The organism is Coralliovum pocilloporae, assembly GCF_030845175.1.
GTDB classification, from domain to species: domain Bacteria; phylum Pseudomonadota; class Alphaproteobacteria; order Rhizobiales; family Cohaesibacteraceae; genus Coralliovum; species Coralliovum pocilloporae.
On sequence record NZ_CP132542.1, the window covers coordinates 959,349 to 981,853 of the forward strand.

Below are 22,505 nucleotides of genomic sequence, written 5' to 3' on the forward strand. Positions count from 1 at the left end.
CCAGTGTCAGGATCAGAACCCTGACCCGGCATACGCTCTAAACAGAGAACGGTTTGATGTGAACACCATCGCCGTCAGCGCACAGGGTGTGATGAGGCGGGACGCTGTTCCAGCATTCCGTCTGATCATCGAGAGGTTCAGACACGACAATCAGATCTCCCTTCAGGTTCCGCCTGTGATAGAGCGTTGGGGGAGCGTCATCTGATGCGCAGCGGAATGCAAAAATGCGTTCCCCATCTGATAGACAGGCCGTAAACCGCAGTGCGGATTCAATTCCAGCTTTGCGCATTTCATCCCGCGTCATTTCAAGCACCGTACGAACAGCCTCAATCGGATCCTGTTCCAGCCCGTGCATGATCATCAGCTTGAACAAAAGCTCTGAATCGGTCGTCCCAAGGCGGGACGCATAAAGATCATCGGGCAGTCTGTTCTCAAGCGCCCGACGGACCTTCCCATATCCTCCAATCTGACCATTATGCATAAACAGCCAGTTATTCCAGGTAAACGGATGACAGTTGGCACGGGTTGTCGCTGTGCCCGTTGACGCGCGCACATGAGCAAAGAACAGGCGTGACTGAATCTGGTCTGCCAGATGCCTGAGATTGTCATCATTCCAGGCCGGCAGAATTTCCCTGTAGAGACCTGGCACATCCCGGGAGCCATACCAGCCAAGCCCGAAACCGTCACCATTGGTCTCTGTCTTGGCCTCACTCGCATGCAGGCTCTGGTGGATCAGCGAATGATCCGGCTGTGTTACCAGGGCGCTGAGATAGACAGGTTCTCCATGATAGGCCAGCCAGCGGCACATGTCTCAATCCTCCGACATTGTTTATCGCAGCCTGCCACAAATCCCTTTCACAGCACGTTAAATTTACAGAGAGGCCAGGGTCAGGACCCTAACACCCTATCGCACATGGATGGTTCTGCACTTGTCGTCGCGCACCTGCCAACCGTGCCGGACAAGTTCCGGGTCTGCGTGTTCTTCTTCCGGATAACCGACACACAGAAGGGCGATGAACTGCCAGCTCTCCGGCACATCAAGGGAAGCCTTGATTTCATCCGGATCAATAATCGACACCCACCCAACACCAATCCGCTCGGCCCGTGCGGCAAGCCAGAGCGTATAGATGGCGGTTACGGTAGAATAGGCCAGGGTTTCGGGCATGGTTTTGCGCCCAAGTCCATGCCCTTCTTCCGGTTCTGTTTCCGAAAAAACCGCCAGAAGAACCGGCGCATCCTTCAGACCGGACAATTTGAGTTGAGCATAGAGCCGGGCCTGCTCGCCTTTATAGTCCTGAAGGGCCTCTGCATTGGCTGCTTCGAAATTCCGGATCAATCCATGCCGCAGTTCCGGCGATTTGATGGAGATAAACCGCCATGGCTGCGCATTCCCGACCGACGGGGAAAGGGACGCCACATCAATAAGGCCCTGAACCTGATCATCAGTCAGGGGGTCTGTTCTGAAGCGGCGCACATCCCGACGCCAGATCAGCAGATCCTGAAACTGATCCTGAAAATCTTCACCGAATTCCGGCGGCGATAGCTCCTGCACCGATAGCCCCAATTCTGTCCCCGAATATGATCGCATAAAGCTGATCTCTACAACCACAGGCACCCGAAATCACACATCTCGTCAAGTGTAAAGTATGCCGTAGCTTCATCTCATATTTATGCGTTTGTTACTTATTCGGCAACTGCCAGATCGGAGCTGAGGAAACCACCGGATTGCCGCGCCCAGAGAGAGGCATAAAGCCCACCACGCGCAAGGAGCTCATCATGGGTACCCTCTTCCACAATCCGGCCCTGATCCATGACAACCAGCCGGTCCATTGCCGCAATGGTCGAGAGGCGATGGGCAATGGCGATTACCGTCTTGCCTTCCATCAGCTCATAGAGATTTTCCTGAATGGCCGCTTCGACCTCACTGTCGAGCGCACTTGTGGCTTCATCAAGCACAAGGATAGGCGCATTTTTCAGGAGCACACGCGCAATGGCTATTCTCTGTCTCTGGCCGCCTGACAGCTTGACGCCGCGCTCACCCACATGGGCGTCATAGCCGCTGCGACCATTCATGTCTTCAAGCCCGAGAATAAAATCATGCGCCGACGCCTTGCGCGCCGCTTCCATCACATCGTCCCAGCTGGCGTCCGGATTGCCATAGCAGATATTGTCATAAACAGACCGATGCAGCAGCGATGTATCCTGTGTCACCATGCCGATAGCCTGCCGCAGGCTGTCCTGTGTCACAGCGGAAACATCCTGCCCGTCAATTTCAATTCGGCCGGTTTCAATATCATAGAAGCGCAGAAGCAGAGACACGAGTGTCGACTTGCCCGCTCCGGAACGACCCACAAGGCCAATTTTCTCACCCGGAGCAATGGACAGGGACAGATTGTCGATAACACCCGCAGTGCTCGAGCCAGCCCCCTTGCCATAATTGAAATGAATGGTCTGATAGGAGATGGAGCCTTTCGCCACGTCCAGTTTCCGTGCTCCCGGCCTGTCCACCACAGACTGGGTACAGGCAATGGTCTCCATTCCATCCCGAACAACGCCGATATTCTCAAACAGAACAAACACTTCCCAGAGAATCCACTGGGACATGCCCTGCAACCTGAGAACAAGCCCCATGGCAAAAGCCACCGCACCTGCCGTAACCGCTTCAGCCTGCCACAGCCAGACGGATACCGCGCCCACGGAAAAGATCAGCAGGCCATTCAGCAGATGCAGGATTGATGTGAGATTTGTCGACAGGCGCATCATCCGGAACACGGACTGCAGAAACCGGTCCATGCCCTCTCGCGCATAGGCATCTTCATGATGGGCATCGGCAAACATCTTGACCGTTGCAATATTGGTGTAGCTGTCCACAATCCGCCCGGTCACACCGGAGCGTTCATCAGCCTGTTCCTTGGCCAGAAGGCTCATCTTCGGAACATAATATCGCAGGATGATCAGGTACCCCGTGAACCACAGAATCATGGGCGCGGACAACCGGATATCCGTTGCCGCAAACATCACCACGGCGGCGGTGAAATAGACGACAACATAGAGCAGGACTTCAGTGATCTTGAGGACCGTGTCCCGGATCGCCAGAGAGGTTTGCATGATCTTGGTCGCCAGCCGCCCGGCAAAATCATCCTGAAAATACGCCAGGCTCTGGCGAAGCAGATAGCGGTGGGCCTGCCAGCGAATCCGCATGGCAAAGTTACCCAGAAGCCCCTGATGCAGAATGGCTTCGTAGATGAATTTGAGCACAGGCAGAACAATCAGGGTCAATATGCCCATTACAAGCAGGTCTGAGCTGTGATCCTGCCAGAACGTCTCCCGATTGCTGGACGATAGCCAGTCGACAATATCGCCCACAAACGAAAACAGCAGCACATCCAGGACGCCAACCACGGTCGCCAGGAGCGATGTCACTGCCAGCAGAGGCCAGAATGGTCGTGCATAGTGAATAATAAACGTCCAGAAGCCTTGCGGCGGCATATCAGGCCGCGCATCCGGAAAAGATGGCGTGAGAGATTCAAGCCATCGATAAAGTGACATCAGCACGAACGCCTCCGATGCAATCACTTGGCAACAAACGAAATTAATAGGTCTTGACCCTAGCATAAACAAAAATGAATTTATGCACTTAAATCATGAAACATATTGATCAATAGACAAAAAGAAAACGCTGCGGGTTATCCCGCAGCGCTTCCGTTTTCTGCATACCTGAAAAGGCCTATTCAGCAGCAATCGAGTAACAGGGAGCCGCCCCGAGTACACTGTCATCCACATGGTTCTCAAATTTTGAGAAATTCTCCACAAACATACCCACTAGGCGCGCAGCCTGAGCATCATAGGCGTCTTTGTCAGCCCATGTTTCACGCGGGTTGAGGATGCCGTTATCCAATCCGTCCAGAGCAATCGGCACATCAAAGCCGAAATGCTCATCCTGACGGAAGGAGGCATTCTCCAGCGAGCCATCAAGCGCGGCGCTCAGCAAACGGCGCGTTGCCTTGATCGGCATCCGCTCACCAACACCATAAGCGCCTCCGGTCCAGCCGGTATTCACCAGCCAGCAGGTCGCATCATGACGGGCAATGAGGTCGCGCAGCAGATTGCCGTATTCTGACGGATGCCGCGGCATGAACGGAGCACCAAAACATGTGGAGAATGTCGCCTGCGGTTCGGTCACACCTTTCTCGGTTCCAGCAACCTTGGCGGTATAACCGGACAGGAAGTGGTACATGGCCTGGGCCGGTGTCATTCTGGCAATCGGAGGCAGCACGCCAAAGGCATCCGCTGTCAACATGATGATGGACTTGGGATGCGGTGCACGACCGGTTGCGCTGGCATTTGGAATGAAGTGGATCGGATAGGCACACCGGGTGTTCTCCGTCTTCGATCCGTCAAAGAAATCCGGCTTGTGGGTATCTTCATCCAGAACCACATTTTCAAGAACGGTCCCAAACCGCTCCGTCGTCGCATAGATTTCCGGCTCAGCTTCACGGGTCAGGCGAATGGTTTTCGCGTAACAGCCCCCTTCGAAGTTGAAGATGCCGTCTTCACCCCAACCATGCTCATCATCCCCGATGAGCGTACGGTCCGGGTCAGCTGACAGGGTGGTCTTGCCAGTTCCGGAGAGACCAAAGAACAGGGCGGAATCTCCATTGTCTCCCACATTGGCTGAGCAATGCATCGGCATGACGCCCTGTGGTGGCAGCAGGAAATTCAGATAGGAGAAGACAGACTTTTTCATCTCGCCCGCATAGGACGTTCCTCCGACCAGAACAATCATCCGTGTGAGGTCGCAGGCGATAACCGTTTCAGTCCGGCATCCATGCCGCTCCGGATCAGTCTTGAAGCTGGGCAGATCGATGATCGTCATCTTCGCAGCGAAATCCGCCAGCTCATCACGCCCGGGGCGCAACAACAGATTACGAATGAAAAGGGAATGCCACGCATATTCTGTATAAACGCGCACAGGAAGGCGATAACTCGGATCCGCCCCGCCATAAAGATCCTGGGCGAACAGCTCACGCCCTTCGGCATGGGCCACAAAGTCCGACAGAAGCAGGTCGAAATGCTCCTGTGTCATCGGTTTGTTATTGTCCCACCATACTGTGTTTTCAGTGGTTGAATCACGGACGATGAATTTATCCTGGGCGGAACGACCGGTATGCTGGCCGGTTTCTACCGTCAGGGCTCCGCCTTCAGCCAGGCGGCTTTCACCGCGCTTCAGGCTTTCCTCGTAAAGGCGGGGCTCGGTATAGTTCCAGTGAACAGCGGCCAGATTGGTCAGGCTGATGGCATCAGTCCCTGCGATGGGACCTGTGGTGCTGGTCTGTGTCACCATGCACTCCCTGTTTGCGACAAGCTGGATGCACCGAATGCCGCAACAGGCCCCGGTACACCGTGTTTTGGGCGATGGACGAGCTTAAGCTCTGTAGTTTGAATGCCGCGAAACTAGTGGGTCTTCAGTAGACTGACAAGCTGTTCTTTTGTTCCATCCGACCTTTTTTATTCTATTTCCGAACAGAGAAATTATGTTCCGATATGCGAAATTTCGACAGATTGACTCCATCCATCGGAGAAAATGCGCCGAATTCTCCTATCAGGAGCCCGTTCTGGCCTTCCGGGCCATGGTTGCAAGCACCGCCCGCAGCTGATCCGGTGTGACTACCCTCTCAGGAAAGGGAATCCGCATCCGGTCGGCTCCGTTGGTGATGTCAATTCCATCCGGATCAAGCCCTGTCATCGTCCAGTTCACATCTACAGACTGATCGCCATGCATCTGCGCATAGAGCGCAAGGGCATCAGCGTGGTCAGTGTTCATATGCTCAATCGCACCCGCTTCCGCTTCAATCAGAGCTTCCGCATCAGAGCAATCAGTCAGAATATCCTCAGCTGCAACACTGACGATCCGTCCGAAGCCGGCCACCAGATGCGCCGCATCGATGGCCATGCGGTAGATGGCAAAATCCTTAAAATGGGCATACCCCTCAGCCTCTGGCTGCGCTGCAAGAAACCGGGCGCGATCAACAGGATCATCGGAGACAGAAACCTGCCCCATCATGGTGACACGGGCGATCATCAGGGGATCACCCGGCGCAAATTCATCACACAGGAGCGACACATGGCCATTCGCCTTGATGTTGGCTGTGTGCCTTGCCAGATCAGAAAGCAGCATCAGCGGTGATCCGTCATGAGCGGTCGCCACGGTCACCAGGCTGACAAAGGGATGACCTGTCTCGGCATCCTGGGTCCCGAGTGCCGCTGTGCGTGATGAACGGATCAGGCGACGGATTGTGTCAACGGGCGAGAATTCATCTTTTTCTGACATGGAACAGCTCATCTGAAAATCAAGCAAGAGGCATCGTTGATATCAAGTTGGCCCTCTGGATCTCAATCCACAACCCCGCGGCCAATTGTCGTCGTAAAAACACAGGTCAAATATCGAAACGCCGGAACAGATATACGCATCATCTGGCCCAACTTCACTCCTGATTGCCTGAAAAACAACGAAAAATACCGCTTCATCGCCTTATCTCCACTCGCATTTCCCGGCACTTGCCTTATTTTATACGTAATCGTCGGCGCAAAAGCGGATGATGACGAATAGGACCAAACAGGGGGGCTCCCAGAAGCCCATGGTCCGAAGAGGAGTCGATTTATGCCCACTATCGCGCTCGTTGATGATGACCGCAACATTCTCACATCCGTCTCCATGGTTCTGGAAGCGGAAGGCTACAAGGTACAGACCTATACCGACGGAGCATCCGCACTGGATGGCCTTGACATCGGCATGCCGGACCTTGCGATCTTCGACATCAAGATGCCTCGTATGGACGGCATGGAATTGTTGCGCCGCCTGCGACAGAAATCAGAACTGCCGGTTATCTTCCTGACATCCAAGGATGATGAGATTGACGAACTGTTCGGCCTGAAAATGGGGGCCGACGACTATATCCGCAAACCGTTCTCACAGCGTCTTCTGGTGGAGCGGGTGAAAGCTGTTCTGCGTCGCGCACAGCCCCGCATGGATGCAACGGCAAAACCCACCGATAGCGCTAAACTCCTGGAACGTGGCGCCCTGTCCATGGATCAGGAGCGCCACACCTGCACCTGGAATGGTGAGCAGGTCACCCTGACCGTAACCGAGTTCCTGATCCTCTATGCGCTGGCTCAACGCCCTGGCGTTGTCAAAAGCCGCAACGCCCTGATGGATGCCGCCTATGACGATCAGGTCTATGTGGATGACCGCACCATCGACAGCCACATCAAGCGCCTGCGGAAAAAATTCAAGGTCGTTGATGATGATTTCGACATGATTGAAACTCTTTATGGCGTAGGATATCGCTTCCGCGAGTGATCATCCTGACGCGGGGTCCAGTGTGAACCCGATCTGGGCCGAGAATGTGCAAGGCCCAAATGTGAGCAGAAATGGCTGAAGTACAGCAAAACAGAACTGCATCCCCTCTGTGGCGAAGGGCCAAGCGCCTGCCCCTGATGCGGTTATGGCTGCGCATTGGCCATTTCATCCGCCTGCATCTGCTATCAAGCCTGACGCGGCGCATTGCCGTGCTTAATCTGGCAGCGCTGGTGGTTCTGGTCTCAGGCATTCTTTACCTCAACCAGTTTCGCGATGGTCTGAATGATGCACGTGTGGAAAGCCTGCTGGTTCAAGGCGAGATCATTGCAGCGGCCATTGCATCTTCAGCGACGGTCGAAACCGACACCCTGACGGTTGACCCGGAACGACTTTTGCAGCTTCAGGCTGGCGAAAGTGTGTCACCGTTTGACGAGTTCCTCGACGACTTCCCGATCAATCCGGAGAAGGTTGCCCCAATTCTGCGTCGATTGATCTCACCAACACGGACCCGGGCCCGGATCTATGACCGGAATGGCGATCTGACGCTTGATTCCCGGAACCTCTACTCCCGCGGTCAGATCTTCAGCTTCAATCTGCCCAGCCCGGCAACCAGACAGCTACCCTGGTATCAGTCTGCCTGGTCCAGTTTCATCGCCTGGTTCAATCGCAATGATCTTCCGCCCTATAAGGAGCTTGGCGCGGCCAACGGACGCGGCTATCCGGAAGTGGTCACGGCACTGAATGGCTCACCCGCCAGTGTCATCCGCTCGACTGAGGACGGCGTTCAGATTGTATCGGTCGCGGTACCGATTTCGCGGTTCCGCGCTGTACATGGCGTATTGCTTTTATCCAAGCGCGGTGGCGATATTGATGCGATCATCCAGGCGGAACGTCTGGCGATTGTGCGCGTATTTGCCGTAGCCGCAGTCGTTACAAGCGTTCTCTCGATCCTGCTGGCCAGTACCATTGCAGGACCGATCCGCCGCCTGGCGGCAGCTGCAGACCGGGTACGCCAGTCTATTCGAGCCCGTGAAGAAATTCCGGATTTCTCTGAGCGTTCCGATGAAATTGCGGCTCTCTCCGGCTCTCTCCGCGACATGACCCGCGCGCTTTACGATCGGATTGCCGCCATTGAGAGTTTTGCAGCAGACGTGGCCCACGAATTGAAGAATCCGCTCACCTCTCTCAGAAGCGCGGTCGAGACCCTGCCGCTTGCACGCAATGATGAAAGTCGGGAACGGCTGCTTGGCATCATTCAGCACGATGTAAGACGGCTCGACAGGCTGATCAGTGATATCTCCGACGCATCCCGTCTGGATGCGGAACTGGTCAGACGTGATACAGAAACCGTCGATGTGGCAGAGCTGGTCGACGCGATGGTCTCACTTCAGCAGGAAACCGCGGCCCGTCACAACGTCACCATAGCGCACCATATCGAGCAGGATGGTGCGTCACTCAAGGTCCTGGGCCATGGCAGTCGGTTGGCGCAGGTTCTCACCAACCTGATGGACAATGCCCTGTCGTTTTCACCGGATGGAGGGACCATTACCCTGACCGTACGCCGCTATGGCCATTTTGTGGAAGTCATCGTGGATGACAATGGTCCCGGTATCCAGGCCGATCAGGTCGACCGTATTTTCACACGATTCTATACAGACAGGCCGGAAGGCGAAAGCTTCGGCAACCATAGCGGCCTCGGTCTCTCCATCTCCCGTCAGATCGTCGAGGCCCACAAAGGCACGCTTTCAGCGGAAAACCGCTATGCGCCGGATGCGGATGAGACTGCACGACCGGAAGGCGCGCGTTTCATCGTCTGCTTGCCTGCAAAATGACGACCACCTGTCTGCATGCAACAACCATCAGACTTGGCCATCACGGCGTCATGATCCGTGGGGCGTCCGGGTCCGGTAAATCAAGTCTCGCAGCCCACATTCTCAGACACAACGCCTCAGCCCTTGTCAGTGATGACTATACAAGCGTTACAGCCGTAAACGGCAGGCTGATTGGAAAAGCACCAGACACGATCAACGGCCTCATCGAAATCAGAGGAAAAGGCATAGAACGCTTCCCGGCAGAGCCTGCGGTTTGCATCCATCTCGTTGTCGATTTACTGCCTCGCGCTGATGTGGACCGCATGCCTGAACCAGAAGCACTGGAATGCACTATTCTTGATGTCGCGGTAAAACGGCAGCCTGTTCCCTGTTTCGATGAGAATGCAGAGGATCTGATCCGCTTCGCGCTGAGGGGCTGATTGAGGTTAAAACTGTCACAAAAAGCACCATTCTTTATTATTGGCACTTGCACTTGTAGTGTGACGAGCCAATGATATCTGACACAATGAGAAAGTCTTGCGACTCACTCGGGCATAACAAGGATACAAGCGGCATGATTGGCCTGATATTGGTGACCCATGGACGCCTGGCAGAGGAATTCAGGTCAGCCCTGGAACATGTAGTCGGTCCTCAATCCCATCTGGAAACCATCTGCATCGGCCCTGATGATGATATGGAGCAGCGGCGCGAGGATATTCTCGGCGCCATTGCCAGTGTGGAAACAGGGGAAGGGGCTGTTCTCCTCACAGATATGTTCGGCGGCACACCCTCCAATCTGGCCATTTCAGTAATGGAAGCAAACCGCATTGAGGTTGTTGCAGGGGTCAATCTGCCCATGCTGATCAAGCTGGCCAGTGTCAGACAGGACCGCACCCTCGCAGAAGCTGTAAGCGAGGCACAGGACTCAGGACGGAAATATATTACAGTAGCCAGTCAGGTTCTGCAGGGCTGATCAGGGGATAACAAAGACACTATGACTGTAGAAGCCGTTTCTGATGCGGACATCAAGACAACACTCACAATCGTCAACCAGCGTGGTCTTCACGCCAGAGCATCAGCTAAGTTCGTTCAGTGCGTTGAGCAGTTCTCTGCACAGATCACAGTGTCAAAAGATGGCCAGAACGTCTGCGGCACTTCAATCATGGGCCTGATGATGCTGGCCGCATCCCGGGGCTGCACCATTGATGTTGCAGCATCCGGCCCTGAAGCAGACCAGGTAATCAAGGCTCTTACAGAGCTCGTGGGAGACAAGTTTGGCGAAGGCGAATAACGCCTGGTGATCCAGTGTGAAAAACTGTGATACTACCTGAACGCTATATGAACGCGCTGTTCCGATTGGATACAGACAAGTTTGGCTAATCTCCTTTTCAACAGATCGGGCACCGCCCGCCAGCACCGAGGAGACCAACATGACATACGTTGCACGCAAACTGGTTCTGTCACTTATCGCCGCCTCCACCCTGTCACTGGGTGCGGTACAGGCATCCCACGCAAAAGGCGCCGTCACCTGGTCGGGTGTCGCAACAGAGCAGACAAGAACCGTCCAGCAGATTCATCACCGGGAAATTCGACGCAAACAGGTCCGCCGTATCCTGCGCCGCAATGGCTTTCATAATATTCATGACATCCGTCGCAAAGGCCGGATCTATGTCGCCCACGCCGTAACCAGCTATGGTCGGGATGCCAAGATCAAAGTTCATGCAAGATCCGGAGAGATTCTGTCTGTCCGCCACAAGCAGGCTCACCGCGCCCATGGCAAGCGTCAGGTCCGCAAGACAATTCAACGACTGCGGCACAAGGGATTCCACAATTTTTCCCACAGACGCCAACGGAACGGCCTGGTTATCTTTAAAGCCACAAACCGTTACGGAGAACGGATCAAATTCAAAATTGATCGCTATAGCGGCCGCGTCGTCAAACGTAAATTCGTTGGCTATGATCACAGAGCGAAGCCATATCACACCGGAAGCGATTTCAATTTTACAAGCCCGGACGGTTCTTTCAGCCTTGGCGTGAGTTTCTGAAAACACCCGCCCGCAAGAACTGCAGAGACGACAAGGTGGAGCAGTGATGCTCCACCTTTTTCATTTCTCATAAAGCATTCTTTATATCTTGATTGAACCATAACTCTTTCCGGTCTATATAAACCGCCGAGTAAAGGTTCAACCATGGGGTCATCTGACCGCTTGATCGAGAGAACAGCCATGACGAAGACAGAAGATTTTGTCGTCAAAGACCTGTCGCTGGCCGACTGGGGACGGAAAGAAATCGATATTGCAGAAACCGAAATGCCAGGTCTGATGGCCTGCCGCGATGAATTCGGTGCAAATCAGCCACTCAAGGGCGCCCGTATCACCGGCTCCCTGCACATGACGATTCAGACCGCCGTTCTGATCGAGACCCTGCAGGCTCTTGGCGCTGAAGTCCGCTGGGCATCCTGTAACATCTTCTCCACCCAGGACCATGCCGCAGCCGCGATTGCAGCAACCGGCACACCTGTCTTTGCCGTCAAAGGTGAGTCCCTCGAAGAATACTGGGATTACGTAGATCGCATTTTCGACTGGCCGGGTGAGCCATGCAACATGATCCTGGATGATGGCGGCGATGCCACCATGTACATCCTGCTCGGCGCAAAGGTCGACGCTGGTGAAGAAGTCATCCCGAACCCGGACAACGAAGAGGAAGAAGTGCTGAAAGCACAGATCCTCAAGCGCGCCAAGGCAACTCCGGGCTGGTTCACCAAGATCCGTGATTCCATTCTCGGCGTCTCCGAAGAAACCACCACAGGTGTTCACCGGCTGTATCAGCTGGCTCAGAAAGGTGAACTGCCTTTCCCTGCCATCAACGTGAACGATTCCGTCACCAAGTCGAAATTCGACAACCTTTATGGTTGCCGCGAATCACTCGTGGACGGCGTCAAACGCGCCACCGATGTGATGATTTCCGGCAAGGTCGCCGTCGTCGCCGGGTTCGGCGATGTGGGCAAAGGCTCAGCTGAATCTCTGCGCTCACAGGGTGCCCGCGTGATTGTCACAGAGATTGACCCGATCTGTGCTCTTCAGGCTGCCATGCAGGGCTATGAAGTCAAGACGATGGAAGTTGCGGCTCCGGAAGGCGACATTTTTGTCACCACAACCGGCAATAAGGACGTGATCACCATCGATCATATGCGGGACATGAAGGACCGCGCCATTGTTTGCAACATTGGCCATTTCGATAGTGAAATTCAGGTCGCTGCCCTGAAAAACTATGAATGGACGAACATCAAGCCACAGGTTGACGAGATCAAGTTCCCGGATGGCAAGAAGCTAATTCTGCTGGCAGAAGGTCGTCTGGTCAATCTGGGCTGCGCCACAGGTCACCCGAGCTTTGTGATGTCTGCGAGCTTCACCAACCAGACCCTGGCCCAGATTGAGCTGTTCCACAGCCATGGCAACTACAAGAACGATGTCTATGTCCTGCCGAAGCATCTTGATGAGAAGGTTGCACGCCTTCACCTCGACAAACTCGGCGTCAAGCTGACATCCCTCAGCCAGGATCAGGCAGACTATATCGGCGTTCCCGTCGAAGGCCCGTTCAAGCCTGAGCATTACCGTTATTAATCTGTCATAATTCGCATGCAGATTGAAACGCCGCATCCCGCCCGGATGCGGCGTTTCTTGTTGTCCAAGTACGTATTATAAGGTAAACAGGCGCGCCTTCACATTAGCCGGCTACACAGCACCACAAAGATTGAATTCGGTTCTGACTGACCATATTTGGTCTCTTTGGTGAACCACCCTCCAACCCCGGATTTGATTGACAATGGATCAGTTCAATCAATATGCCGCACTGCCTTATGTTGTCGTGGACAACAAACCCTTGCTGCTGCTCGCCACCAGCCGGGAAACACGGCGCTGGGTTCTGCCAAAGGGGTGGCATAAGGATGGGCTTGAACCTCACGAACTGGCCGAGCTCGAAGCGCTCGAAGAAGTCGGACTGAAAGGTACGATCTCCAGCACACCACTCGGCTGGTACACGTATACAAAGCGCCTTCATTTCTTCTCGCGCGTTACCTGCAAAGTCGACATCTTCGCCTTGAAGGCCGATCATCACCTGCTCGACTGGGCTGAAAAGAACCAGCGGGATCTGGCCTGGGTTTCACCTGGCGATGCCGCGAATATGGTCAGCGAGCGGGAACTGACCTCGCTTCTTGAGACCATTACCCTTCTGGATACTGAACTGACAGTCCACCCAACGGAGACAACAGGTGTCTGAGTCTCCGCGCCAGTTCGAAAAACAGGCTATCGACAAGGATCTCTCAAAGATCGGCCGCCTTGAAGATGCCGGTCGGTCCCAGATCCGACGTCTGGCTGTCCCCAGCCTCGGCGTCCTTGCCGGCCTCGTCTGCATGCTGATCATCGCCTTGACGACCGGCTGGAACCTCGAGTCCGCTCTGGTCGCAACGGCAATTCTGCTAGGTCTTTACATGGGCCTCAGCATCGGAGCCAACGACGTGGCCAATAATGTGGGACCAGCGGTTGGTGCCCAGGCCATGACCATGACAACGGCCCTTCTGATGGCCGCCACCTTCGAGATCAGCGGTGCACTCATTGCCGGAGGTGAGGTGGTGGAAACCATCCGGGGTGACATCATCAATGCCGAGCTGATGCCAAGTAGCCATGCTCTGGTTCTGACCATGCTGGCGGCTCTTCTTTCCGCCGCTCTCTGGGTTCACTGCGCCACTTATCTCCGGGCCCCGGTTTCAACAACACATTCCGTCATTGGCGGCATTCTGGGCGCGGCTATTGCCGCTGCCGGTTTTTCTGCTGTGAACTGGAATATTGTTGCTGCCGTCACCTCAAGCTGGATGGTGTCCCCCCTGCTTGGTGGCCTTGTCGGAGCCCTGCTCCAGTTGCTGGTAATGGATCGCATTCTGGAGCGTCAGAACAAGATAGCTGCCGCACGCTTCTGGGTACCGCTGCTTCTGGCCATCATGGCCTGTGCATTCATCAATTATCTGATCTTGAAAGGCTTCACCCATCTCTGGCAGCCACAGCCGGGAACACTGACCCTGACAACAGTGTTGCTGTTCGCAGGCACATATGCGCTTTGCAGGCCGTTGATCCATTTTCAGTCAAAGCCGCTTGAGAACAGCAAGCGCTCCGTCAGACAGCTCTTTCGTTTTCCTCTGCTTGTAGCCGCTGCACTTCTGTCCTTCGCGCACGGTGCCAACGATATCGCCAACGCGATTGGCCCTGTGGCCGCCATTCTGGAAACCGTTCAGACAGGTCGGATCTCAACCACAAGCACTGTCCCGTTCTGGGTCCTGGTTCTGGGGGCTCTGGGGATATCATCCGGGCTCCTGCTCTTTGGCAGACGCCTGGTCAGGCTGGTCGGTCACGAGATCACCCGCATGAATCCGATCCGTGCCTTTTGCATTGCCCTTGCAGCCACATCAACGGTCCTGCTTGCCAGCACACTGGGCCTGCCGGTCAGCACAACGCATATTACAATCGGCGCCTTGTTCGGGGTGGGCTTTGCCCGTGAGTTCAGAACCGCCTTTCAACGGGGCAGTCGGCTTAAATCAAAAAGCCTCCAGTCAAAGACCGCCAACGGGACCGCCAGCGGGACCGCGGACAAGTTTCAGCTTCAGGCCTACCAGAGACGCAAACTTGTACGCCGGTCGCATATCCTGACAATCAGCACGGCATGGGTCATCACCGTGCCGCTGACAGCCCTGCTGTCAGCCTTCATCTTTGCTGTTCTGTCAGCACTGTCCATCAGCGTCTGATCAGCCGCTACATCCTGAAACGGATTGAGGTTCTAGCTGTGTTCGACGACCACATCCGCATTGGGCTTGACCCGCTCATAAAGGTCAATAATGTCGTGATTATAGAGGCGAATGCAACCGCTGGAAGCAGCCGTCCCCACAGACCCCGGCTTGTTGGTGCCATGGATGCGGTAATAGTTATCGATGCCATTCTCAAGCAGATAGAGAGCCCGCGCGCCAAGCGGATTACTCAGACCCGGGTCCATGCCATCTTCATAGCGACGCAGTACCGGACGGCGTTGGATCATCTCTTTTGTCGGCGTCCATTTCGGCCATTCACGCTTCCAGCCGACTTTCGCGCGTCCTGACCAGGAATATCCGGCCCGACCTACACCAACGCGATAGCGCAGTGCCTTGTCCTGACCAAGCACCAGATAAAGAAACTTGTCCTTTGTGTTGATGACCAGAGTGCCACGCTTCTCATCGGTTTCATAATCAACCAGAACACGACGGTTCTGTTCCGGGATCCGTTCCACGTTCAGGGCATTAATCGGGAACTGTTCTTCCGGCAGGGATGAGTAAAGCGCCGCATAATCCGTGACACCCGCCTGCGGGAAATCAGCAAGGTTCAGCGTATTACATCCAGCCAGTCCAAGAGCCAGAGCACCTGCGAGCAATCCATTGCGTGTTACAGTCCAAGTCATCGGCTGAGGCCCACCATCCCTGAAAAACCATGCGATACTGCCTACACTGAAGATGGTTTCTTCACAAGTCTGCAGCCTATCAATTCTCATCATCCGATGGTGCAGGCACAGCCTTGCCAGCTTCCGGCTTGTTCTCAGGCATCGCCTTTTCTTCTGGCTGGTCGCTGGTTTTCAAGTCATGGAACAGCAGATGAACCGGCTGGTTGACCCAGGCCGCAATCGCTTTCTGTGCGTGTTCCGGTGTCTCCGTCGTACCGCGTATCCAGTCGTTCACAACCCCTTCGGATTCGCCCAGAAGTGCAATCAGGTTCTTGCGTGTCCGCTCACCACCCGCAGCTTCGCTCCTGGCCAAAGCAGCTTCCACACCGAACGCCCAGCGCCCCTTGCCAGCCAGATTTGCAGGCTTAAACAGGTTTTCCCCGGCCCGGTGCACATTCCCCAGCGCATTCTGGGCCATCAGGCCCGACACGATTGCAAGAAACGAGACAAAGAACGGGCTCAGGCTGTTGCCCGATCCGCTGGCAGTGGACGGATCAGCGACCACCAGCACACCGGCCTTTGCCAGGATGTAAATCGTGACTGCAGCGGAAACGCCCAGTATGGGCCGGAAAATATAATAGGATGGAGATTCGTTACGCTCCCCATAGAGGAAACCCTGGGTCAGATGGATCAGACCACCCAGCATACCCATGACCATCACAAGGATCAGAATGAGGATTTCAGGCTGCAGTGACACCAGTTTGAAGATTGGAATATAGCTTTTCTCTATGCTCTTGAGGCTCTGGAACTCGCTGGCAATCTTGTGGAGCTTGACGAATTCCTTGTTCTCACCATCCTTCACCTCGCCACTGACCTTGAACGTATAGCCCGTGACCTTCTGCACATATTCCCGTACGTCGGTAATCTGACTTTGCAGGCTCTTTTCGTTTTCAAGATCAGGTTTGCCCGCTTCAATGGCGCTGATCTGCCGGATTTGCACGTCAATCCGATCCTGTACAGCATTACGTCTGGTTACAGCCGCCTCGTAGGACAGGCGCAATTCCGTCAGCTTCCCGACATCAAGCTGGGCCGTTGAATCCGCGATCTCGATCGCGTAATTCACAAAAGACTCCATCGTGCTGTAAGTGGTTGGATAGCGCTCGCGTATCCCGGCCATAGCCTCAGGAGAGACCGCTTCGTAAACTTTCTTGCGGATCTGGATTTTCAGGGCGGAGACCGCCTCACTCTCCTTCAGCTTCACTTCCTGAAGAGCTTTCAGGCTGTCATTGGCCTGCTGAACATCATCCCGGTAGGCACGATTGCGATCCTCGCGATCGCTCAGCTTGTCTAGATAAAGCGCGATATCCTTGACCATCGAAATGGACACCGCTTCACCATTGATCTGGAGACTCTGCGCCTTGTGCTGCATCTGGTGCGCTGCAAGCGTCAGGACGACCGCAAGAATACAGAAGAGATAGAGAACAATCAGATAACTGCCAAGCAGGATCATCCGCCCCTGGCTGAACAGATCAAAAAGTGTCGACAGAAAAATCTGAAACCGTGTCTTCGACATGGTCCAACGCCCTCCCCCAAACAGAACGCAACACACGAATGGAGTGCATTTTCTCTGATACTAGCGGAAAAGAACGGAAATCACCAGAACAGGACACATTTGCAGTTAACGCACGAGAGCCACCGGGTCAGCACCAATCAGCCACAGGTGGGCTCCATGCATGAATCCCATATAGATGATCAGCCCCAGACTTCCGCCGATCAGAACGGACGCGGTTTTCAGTCCTCTCACCCTGATGAACGGGACTGCGCCAGCACCCGATACGGCCGACAGCCAGGCCTCTCGTCCCATCAGCCGTTGCATGCGCTTGTCAAAACCAAAGCTGCCCATAAGCGCGAAGAATGCAAAACTGCCGAACAGCAGGACAGAAATCAGATCACCATTTGGCGGAATATGAGACAGGGCCCACAGACCGAAGGCCCAAAGAATAGGATGACGCGACAGCACCCCCAGTGCAGACGGTATCCGGTTCGCATCCCCCTTCCGGAATCCGACAGAGAGAGGGTTGGGCACCAGACTGCCAGCAAAAAACAGGATTGAGGCAACAGGCATCACTGCAATCGGCACCCAGGCCTGCCAGACAGCGAAGGACCACAGTTCAATATAGGGGCCGCGTGCTGCAGCCGAGATAATCCAGACCAGAAGCCCCAGTGACAGGCCGGAATAGAGCACCATATAGGCGGGCCGCCCGATGACAGGGATCAACCTCTCACGCAGAGCCAGTTTGCGTGGCAGAACATGCGCTGCAAGAAACACAACAATCGACAGAACGAACTCAATCATGATCAGCTTCACTCACACACTCGATATGATCCCGGACATCTTCTGATCGAGCCATAAAAGCGCGTGTTCTAAAATGCAAACTGCATTTGGTCGCGGGGAGGATCGCCGGGAACCGGAATATTCTCGTGACGGAGCAGCCAGACCTTCAGATCAAGCCCGCCACCAAACCCGACCAGAGCACCATTGGCACCAATCACGCGGTGACAGGGCACAATCACAGGCAGAGGATTGGCATTGTTGGCCAGCCCGACCGCCCGGCTGGCACCAGGATTACCAAGCCGCCTGGCCACGTCACCATAAGACCATGTTTCCCCGAACGGGATCTGTTCAAGCTGAGCCCAGACCGATTTCTGGAACTCCGTGCCATCCAGACGGTAATCCAGATCAAACTCTGTCAGCTCACCGGCAAAATAGGCATCAAGCTGGGCGCAAGCTTCCGAAAAACCTGCATCATCCCGTCGCCAGGTCTCCGCTGGCTGTCGTAACCGATCGCTTTCGGGGAAATGCATGAAGGTCAGATGATCCGCATCACCGCCAATCAGCAGCGGCCCGATCGCGCTGTCGAGAATTGTATATCGAATGAGATCATCAGCCATGATCGAATCTCCCTGAGAGAGCAATCATCATAACAGGGGATGTTATGCCACGCCGCCCGTTTCCGGTTACGTCTGCTCGGGAGGCATGACGCGAGCCAGCAGGCTGCCATCTTCCACTTGCGCGCCGACACCATCAAACAGCAAATCAACCCGCCCGGCCACAGAAGCCGTCAAGGTATGTTCCATCTTCATGGCTTCCATCACAAGAACCGGCTGCCCCACGTCAATGATATCGCCATCAGCAACAAACAGCTTGGTGATGACCCCCGGCAGCGGTGCCGTCAATGTTGTATCACCACCAGCCGCATCATCAGCGTCAGCCAGAAGGTCTGGCAGTTCGAACACATACATCCGACCCTGATGCAGAACAGAGACCCGTCCGTCAGACGGAATAATTGTTGCCGTTACGATGCGGCCACCAAGATCGAGGCGATACCGGTCACCATCCGTATCACGAACAGAGACCCCGATTTCCTCATCTGCCACCGTCACCGTAAAGCGCCCTCCCCCCTGCGCAGTCACCAACAGATCGGACCGGTCTCCCTGATAATCGAGACTGATATGCTGCCGCGCCTCGCTCCAGTGACGCCAGCCGGACAGGGTCTCCCATGGATCGGTTCCCTCTTTCGGTTTCAAGAGCCCGAGGGCAAACAACCCCGCCACTGCAAACGCGCCCTTTGGAGGTTCAGCCGGAGCAGTCAGATCATCCAGATGCCGCTCAATCAGACCAGTATCCACATCCCCCCTGGAGAAATCTGCCTGTCGGGTCAGACGCGCCAGAAAATCAGCATTGGTCGTGCATCCAACTGCCTCTGTCGCTGTAAGGGCCTGCCACAAGCGGTTCAGCGCGGCATCCCGGTTGGGGCCATGCACAATGACCTTCGCGATCATCGGATCATAAAACGGAGTGATCACATCCCCCTGCCGCACCCCTGTATCAATACGGGCAAGCTCCTCAGGCAAGGACAGATGATGCAGTTTGCCAGTGGCGGGCATGAAGGTTCTTGACGGGTCTTCCGCATAAAGCCGAGCCTCAAAAGCCCAGCCGTTCAAGGTCAGATCATCCTGCGCGAACGGCAGAACCGCACCGGATGCGACAGCCAGTTGCAGGGCAACCAGATCAAGCCCGGTGATCAGCTCAGTGACCGGATGTTCCACCTGCAGGCGGGTATTCATTTCCATGAACCAGAAGCGATCGGGTTTGAGCCCGTCTGACCCGTCAACGATAAACTCGACAGTCCCGGCACCCTGATAGCCCACGGCCTTTGCCGCCTTGACAGCCGCGGCCCCCATGGCCTGGCGCATTGCGTCCGTCATACCCGGGGCAGGTGCTTCCTCGATGACCTTCTGATGGCGGCGCTGAAGAGAACAGTCCCGCTCGAACAGATGCACCACATTGCCATGACTGTCACCAAACACCTGGATCTCAATATGACGCGGAGAGGTGATGTATTTCTCGATCAGAACCCGACCATCGCCGAAACTCGATTGCCCCTCTCTCTGGGCAGCCTCAAGCGCAGCCTCAAAGGCGTCCGGTTGTTCCACCAGTCGCATGCCCTTGCCTCCGCCACCGGCACGCGCCTTGATCAGAACCGGATAGCCGATCTTGTCGGCCTCAGATGCCAGAAAAGCCGCATCCTGATTGTCCCCGTGATAGCCGGGAACCACGGGCACACCGGCCTCTTCCATCAGAGCCTTGGCAGCATCTTTCAGCCCCATATCCCGAATTGCAGATGCAGGTGGCCCAACAAAGACAAGGCCTGCAGCCTCAACCGCTTCAACAAATTCAGGATTCTCCGACAGAAAGCCGTAACCGGGATGGATTGCGTCTGCACCCGCTTTCCGGGCCGCTTCAATAATCCGGTCACCTTTGAGATAGCTTTCAGCAACAGCTGGAGGGCCAATCCGATATGCTTCATCAGCAAGCGTTACATGCATCGCATTCACATCCGCATCCGAATAGACGGCTACGGTGTGAATCCCGAGCTCTCTGGCAGACCGGATAATCCGACAGGCGATTTCGCCGCGATTCGCAATCAGAAGAGATCTGAACATGGTCCGGCCTCACATACGGAAAACGCCGAAGCGCGTTTCAGGAACAGGGGCATTCAGGCTGGCAGACAGGGACAGCGCCAGCACGTCGCGGCTCTTGCGCGGATCGATAATCCCGTCATCCCAGAGACGGGCCGATGCATAGAGCGGATGTCCCTGATGCTCGAACTGATCAATGATCGGTTGCTTGAACGCCATTTCCTCCTCTTCGGACCACGCGCCGCCCTTCCGCTCAATTCCGTCACGTCGAACTGTCGCCAGAACGCCGGCGGCCTGCTCACCACCCATCACGGATATCCGGCTGTTGGGCCATGTCCAGAGGAAGCGCGGCGAATAAGCCCGACCACACATGCCATAGTTTCCTGCGCCGAAAGACCCACCAACCAGCATGGTGATTTTCGGCACCCTTGCGCACGCCACAGCGGTTACAAGCTTGGCTCCATCCTTGGCGATGCCGCCAGTCTCATATTTGCGCCCGACCATAAACCCGGTGATATTCTGCAGGAACACCAGAGGAATACGCCGCTGGCAGCAGAGTTCGACAAAATGCGCGCCCTTGACTGCGCTTTCCGAAAACAGCACCCCGTTATTGGCAATAATCCCCACCGGCATACCATGGATATGGGCAAAGCCCGTTACCAGGGTCGTGCCATAGCGGGCTTTGAATTCATCAAACCGGGACCCATCCACCAGCCGTGCAATCACTTCCCTGATGTCATAGGGTTGCCTTAAATCCTGGGGAACAATTCCGGCAATCTCGGCCGGATCATAAAGCGGGTCTTCCGGGGTCTGAAGCTCCACATCCATCAGCTTCGGACGGTTCAGATCAGCAATTGATCGGCGCGCCAGAGCCAGAGCATGGGCATCATCCCGCGCCAGATGGTCCGCAACACCGGACAGTCTGGTGTGTACATCACCACCACCCAGATCTTCCGCCGTGACCTCTTCGCCTGTCGCAGCCTTCACCAGTGGCGGACCCGCAAGAAAGATCGTGCCCTGTTCTCGGACGATAATCGTCTCATCCGACATAGCCGGCACATAGGCTCCACCGGCGGTGCACGACCCCATCACAACAGCAATCTGCGGAATACCGTTGGCCGACATGTTGGCCTGGTTGAAAAAAATCCGCCCAAAATGGTCCCTGTCCGGAAACACTTCATCCTGATTGGGCAGATTGGCCCCACCGGAATCCACCAGATAGATACAGGGCAGATTATTCTCAGCGGCGATTTCCTGAGCGCGGAGATGCTTCTTCACCGACATCGGATAATACGTACCACCCTTAACAGTGGCATCATTGGCAACGATCATACAGTCGCGCCCGGAGACCCGGCCAACACCGGTGATGACACCTGCGGCGGGTGCGGCACCATCATACATGTCATGAGCCGCAAAAAGCCCTGTTTCGAGAAACGGGGAACCGGGATCCAGCAGACGACTGACACGCTCACGTGGCAGGATCTTGCCACGGGCCTCATGCCTGGCGCGCGCAGCATCTCCACCACCGGCAAGTGCCGAACCGACAGCGCCTTCGACCTCTGCCATGGCGTCTTGCATCGCCGCAACATTGTCCGCAAATCCCGGTGACGCGGGACTGATCTCACTTTTGAGAACCGCCACTCCTATCCTCCGCCTGTTCACCAAACCCAGAGTTCTGAACTCAGAACCCAAACCCTAAGCCATTGATGCACAGGACGCCATATCCGATCACAATCGAAAGCGGGGATAACATAACGTCAGCTGCCCAGGCATGGATGAAGTCTTCTAGGGTTCAGACTCATAAATTCCATCCGTTCTGCGGAGGATGGTTTTCTGTTCGGCGCGGCGGAAATCTGCAGGAAGCCTAGATGGCTTTCAAAGATTTCCAACAAAGC

20 protein-coding genes are annotated in these 22,505 nt (G+C 55.3%); 9 read left to right on the forward strand and 11 right to left on the reverse strand.

The features are described 5' to 3' along the window. Nucleotides 1–37: 37 nt before the first annotated feature. The 5 genes from RA157_RS04545 to RA157_RS04565 all read right to left on the reverse strand — a co-directional run bounded on the left by RA157_RS04545 (nt 38) and on the right by RA157_RS04565 (nt 6,331). Nucleotides 38–808, reverse strand: a complete 771-nt coding sequence (locus RA157_RS04545) for a class II glutamine amidotransferase (protein WP_350335290.1) — start codon at nt 806–808, stop codon at nt 38–40. 96 nt (nt 809–904) lie between these two features. After that, nucleotides 905–1,552: a 5,6-dimethylbenzimidazole synthase gene (gene bluB / locus RA157_RS04550; RefSeq protein ID WP_434058470.1), complete on the reverse strand. Its 648-nt coding sequence runs from the start codon at nt 1,550–1,552 to the stop codon at nt 905–907. A 131-nt stretch (nt 1,553–1,683) separates the two neighbouring features. After that, nucleotides 1,684–3,549: an ABC transporter ATP-binding protein gene (locus RA157_RS04555; protein WP_434058487.1), complete on the reverse strand. Its 1,866-nt coding sequence runs from the start codon at nt 3,547–3,549 to the stop codon at nt 1,684–1,686. A 178-nt stretch (nt 3,550–3,727) separates the two neighbouring features. Then, entirely contained in the window at nt 3,728–5,341 is a 1,614-nt protein-coding gene (locus tag RA157_RS04560; RefSeq protein WP_434058488.1) for a phosphoenolpyruvate carboxykinase, read from the reverse strand. A gap of 261 nt (nt 5,342–5,602) precedes the next feature. Beyond that, nucleotides 5,603–6,331: a HugZ family pyridoxamine 5'-phosphate oxidase gene (locus RA157_RS04565; protein ID WP_350335293.1), complete on the reverse strand. Its 729-nt coding sequence runs from the start codon at nt 6,329–6,331 to the stop codon at nt 5,603–5,605. 330 nt (nt 6,332–6,661) lie between these two features. On the opposite strand from RA157_RS04565, the gene RA157_RS04570 reads away from it, so the two are divergent. The 9 genes from RA157_RS04570 to RA157_RS04610 all read left to right on the forward strand — a co-directional run bounded on the left by RA157_RS04570 (nt 6,662) and on the right by RA157_RS04610 (nt 14,965). Then, on the forward strand, nt 6,662–7,360 hold the full coding sequence (locus tag RA157_RS04570; RefSeq protein WP_350335294.1) for a response regulator transcription factor: 699 nt from the start codon (nt 6,662–6,664) through the stop codon (nt 7,358–7,360). 71 nt (nt 7,361–7,431) lie between these two features. After that, nucleotides 7,432–9,192: a stimulus-sensing domain-containing protein gene (locus RA157_RS04575; RefSeq protein ID WP_350335295.1), complete on the forward strand. Its 1,761-nt coding sequence runs from the start codon at nt 7,432–7,434 to the stop codon at nt 9,190–9,192. Beyond that, entirely contained in the window at nt 9,189–9,611 is a 423-nt protein-coding gene (locus RA157_RS04580) for an HPr kinase/phosphorylase (protein WP_350335296.1), read from the forward strand. The genes RA157_RS04575 and RA157_RS04580 overlap by 4 nt, the downstream gene beginning before the upstream one ends. Nucleotides 9,612–9,745: 134 nt before the next feature. Further along, nucleotides 9,746–10,144, forward strand: a complete 399-nt coding sequence (locus RA157_RS04585; RefSeq protein ID WP_350335297.1) for a PTS sugar transporter subunit IIA — start codon at nt 9,746–9,748, stop codon at nt 10,142–10,144. A gap of 21 nt (nt 10,145–10,165) precedes the next feature. Next, nucleotides 10,166–10,462: an HPr family phosphocarrier protein gene (locus RA157_RS04590; RefSeq protein WP_350335298.1), complete on the forward strand. Its 297-nt coding sequence runs from the start codon at nt 10,166–10,168 to the stop codon at nt 10,460–10,462. 139 nt (nt 10,463–10,601) lie between these two features. After that, entirely contained in the window at nt 10,602–11,216 is a 615-nt protein-coding gene (locus RA157_RS04595; RefSeq protein ID WP_350335299.1) for a hypothetical protein, read from the forward strand. A gap of 180 nt (nt 11,217–11,396) precedes the next feature. Then, nucleotides 11,397–12,794 carry an adenosylhomocysteinase gene (gene ahcY / locus RA157_RS04600; protein ID WP_350335300.1) on the forward strand — a complete coding sequence of 466 codons (1,398 nt, stop codon included), beginning with the start codon at nt 11,397–11,399 and terminating at the stop codon, nt 12,792–12,794. Between the two features lie 202 nt (nt 12,795–12,996). Then, entirely contained in the window at nt 12,997–13,449 is a 453-nt protein-coding gene (locus RA157_RS04605; RefSeq protein ID WP_350335301.1) for an NUDIX hydrolase, read from the forward strand. Next, nucleotides 13,442–14,965: an inorganic phosphate transporter gene (locus tag RA157_RS04610; protein WP_350335302.1), complete on the forward strand. Its 1,524-nt coding sequence runs from the start codon at nt 13,442–13,444 to the stop codon at nt 14,963–14,965. Before RA157_RS04605 ends, RA157_RS04610 begins: the two co-directional genes overlap by 8 nt. A gap of 32 nt (nt 14,966–14,997) precedes the next feature. On the opposite strand, the gene RA157_RS04615 is transcribed toward RA157_RS04610, so the two are convergent. The 6 genes from RA157_RS04615 to RA157_RS04640 form a co-directional block, all read right to left on the reverse strand. Further along, nucleotides 14,998–15,648 (reverse strand): L,D-transpeptidase, encoded by a 651-nt coding sequence (locus RA157_RS04615; protein ID WP_350335303.1) that lies wholly within the window; start codon nt 15,646–15,648, stop codon nt 14,998–15,000. Between the two features lie 79 nt (nt 15,649–15,727). Then, nucleotides 15,728–17,200, reverse strand: coding sequence for a hypothetical protein (locus tag RA157_RS04620; protein WP_350335304.1), 1,473 nt, complete (start codon nt 17,198–17,200; stop codon nt 15,728–15,730). 105 nt (nt 17,201–17,305) lie between these two features. Continuing rightward, a complete protein-coding gene (locus RA157_RS04625) occupies nt 17,306–17,983 on the reverse strand; it encodes an NnrU family protein (protein ID WP_350335305.1) in 678 nt (225 codons plus the stop codon). A gap of 68 nt (nt 17,984–18,051) precedes the next feature. Further along, complete coding sequence (locus RA157_RS04630; protein ID WP_350335306.1) at nt 18,052–18,579, reverse strand: methylated-DNA--[protein]-cysteine S-methyltransferase; 528 nt, start codon at nt 18,577–18,579, stop codon at nt 18,052–18,054. Between the two features lie 66 nt (nt 18,580–18,645). Beyond that, entirely contained in the window at nt 18,646–20,634 is a 1,989-nt protein-coding gene (locus RA157_RS04635) for an acetyl/propionyl/methylcrotonyl-CoA carboxylase subunit alpha (protein WP_350335307.1), read from the reverse strand. Nucleotides 20,635–20,643: 9 nt separating this feature from the next. Continuing rightward, a complete protein-coding gene (locus RA157_RS04640; RefSeq protein ID WP_350335308.1) occupies nt 20,644–22,251 on the reverse strand; it encodes a carboxyl transferase domain-containing protein in 1,608 nt (535 codons plus the stop codon). Nucleotides 22,252–22,505 lie beyond the last annotated feature (254 nt).

Bases quoted from the DNA above. Each gene is read 5' to 3' on its own strand.
- RA157_RS04570 (WP_350335294.1), top strand. From the start codon at position 6,662: ATGCCCACTATCGCGCTCGTTGATGATGACCGCAACATTCTCACATCC.
- RA157_RS04605 (WP_350335301.1), top strand. From the start codon at position 12,997: ATGGATCAGTTCAATCAATATGCCGCACTGCCTTATGTTGTCGTGGAC.
- RA157_RS04575 (WP_350335295.1), top strand. From the start codon at position 7,432: ATGGCTGAAGTACAGCAAAACAGAACTGCATCCCCTCTGTGGCGAAGG.
- RA157_RS04545 (WP_350335290.1), bottom strand. From the start codon at position 808: ATGTGCCGCTGGCTGGCCTATCATGGAGAACCTGTCTATCTCAGCGCC.
- RA157_RS04615 (WP_350335303.1), bottom strand. From the start codon at position 15,648: ATGACTTGGACTGTAACACGCAATGGATTGCTCGCAGGTGCTCTGGCT.
- RA157_RS04620 (WP_350335304.1), bottom strand. From the start codon at position 17,200: ATGTCGAAGACACGGTTTCAGATTTTTCTGTCGACACTTTTTGATCTG.
- RA157_RS04565 (WP_350335293.1), bottom strand. From the start codon at position 6,331: ATGTCAGAAAAAGATGAATTCTCGCCCGTTGACACAATCCGTCGCCTG.
- RA157_RS04585 (WP_350335297.1), top strand. From the start codon at position 9,746: ATGATTGGCCTGATATTGGTGACCCATGGACGCCTGGCAGAGGAATTC.
- RA157_RS04630 (WP_350335306.1), bottom strand. From the start codon at position 18,579: ATGGCTGATGATCTCATTCGATATACAATTCTCGACAGCGCGATCGGG.
- RA157_RS04635 (WP_350335307.1), bottom strand. From the start codon at position 20,634: ATGTTCAGATCTCTTCTGATTGCGAATCGCGGCGAAATCGCCTGTCGG.
- RA157_RS04580 (WP_350335296.1), top strand. From the start codon at position 9,189: ATGACGACCACCTGTCTGCATGCAACAACCATCAGACTTGGCCATCAC.
- RA157_RS04590 (WP_350335298.1), top strand. From the start codon at position 10,166: ATGACTGTAGAAGCCGTTTCTGATGCGGACATCAAGACAACACTCACA.
- RA157_RS04555 (WP_434058487.1), bottom strand. From the start codon at position 3,549: ATGTCACTTTATCGATGGCTTGAATCTCTCACGCCATCTTTTCCGGAT.
- RA157_RS04595 (WP_350335299.1), top strand. From the start codon at position 10,602: ATGACATACGTTGCACGCAAACTGGTTCTGTCACTTATCGCCGCCTCC.
- RA157_RS04625 (WP_350335305.1), bottom strand. From the start codon at position 17,983: ATGATTGAGTTCGTTCTGTCGATTGTTGTGTTTCTTGCAGCGCATGTT.
- ahcY (WP_350335300.1), top strand. From the start codon at position 11,397: ATGACGAAGACAGAAGATTTTGTCGTCAAAGACCTGTCGCTGGCCGAC.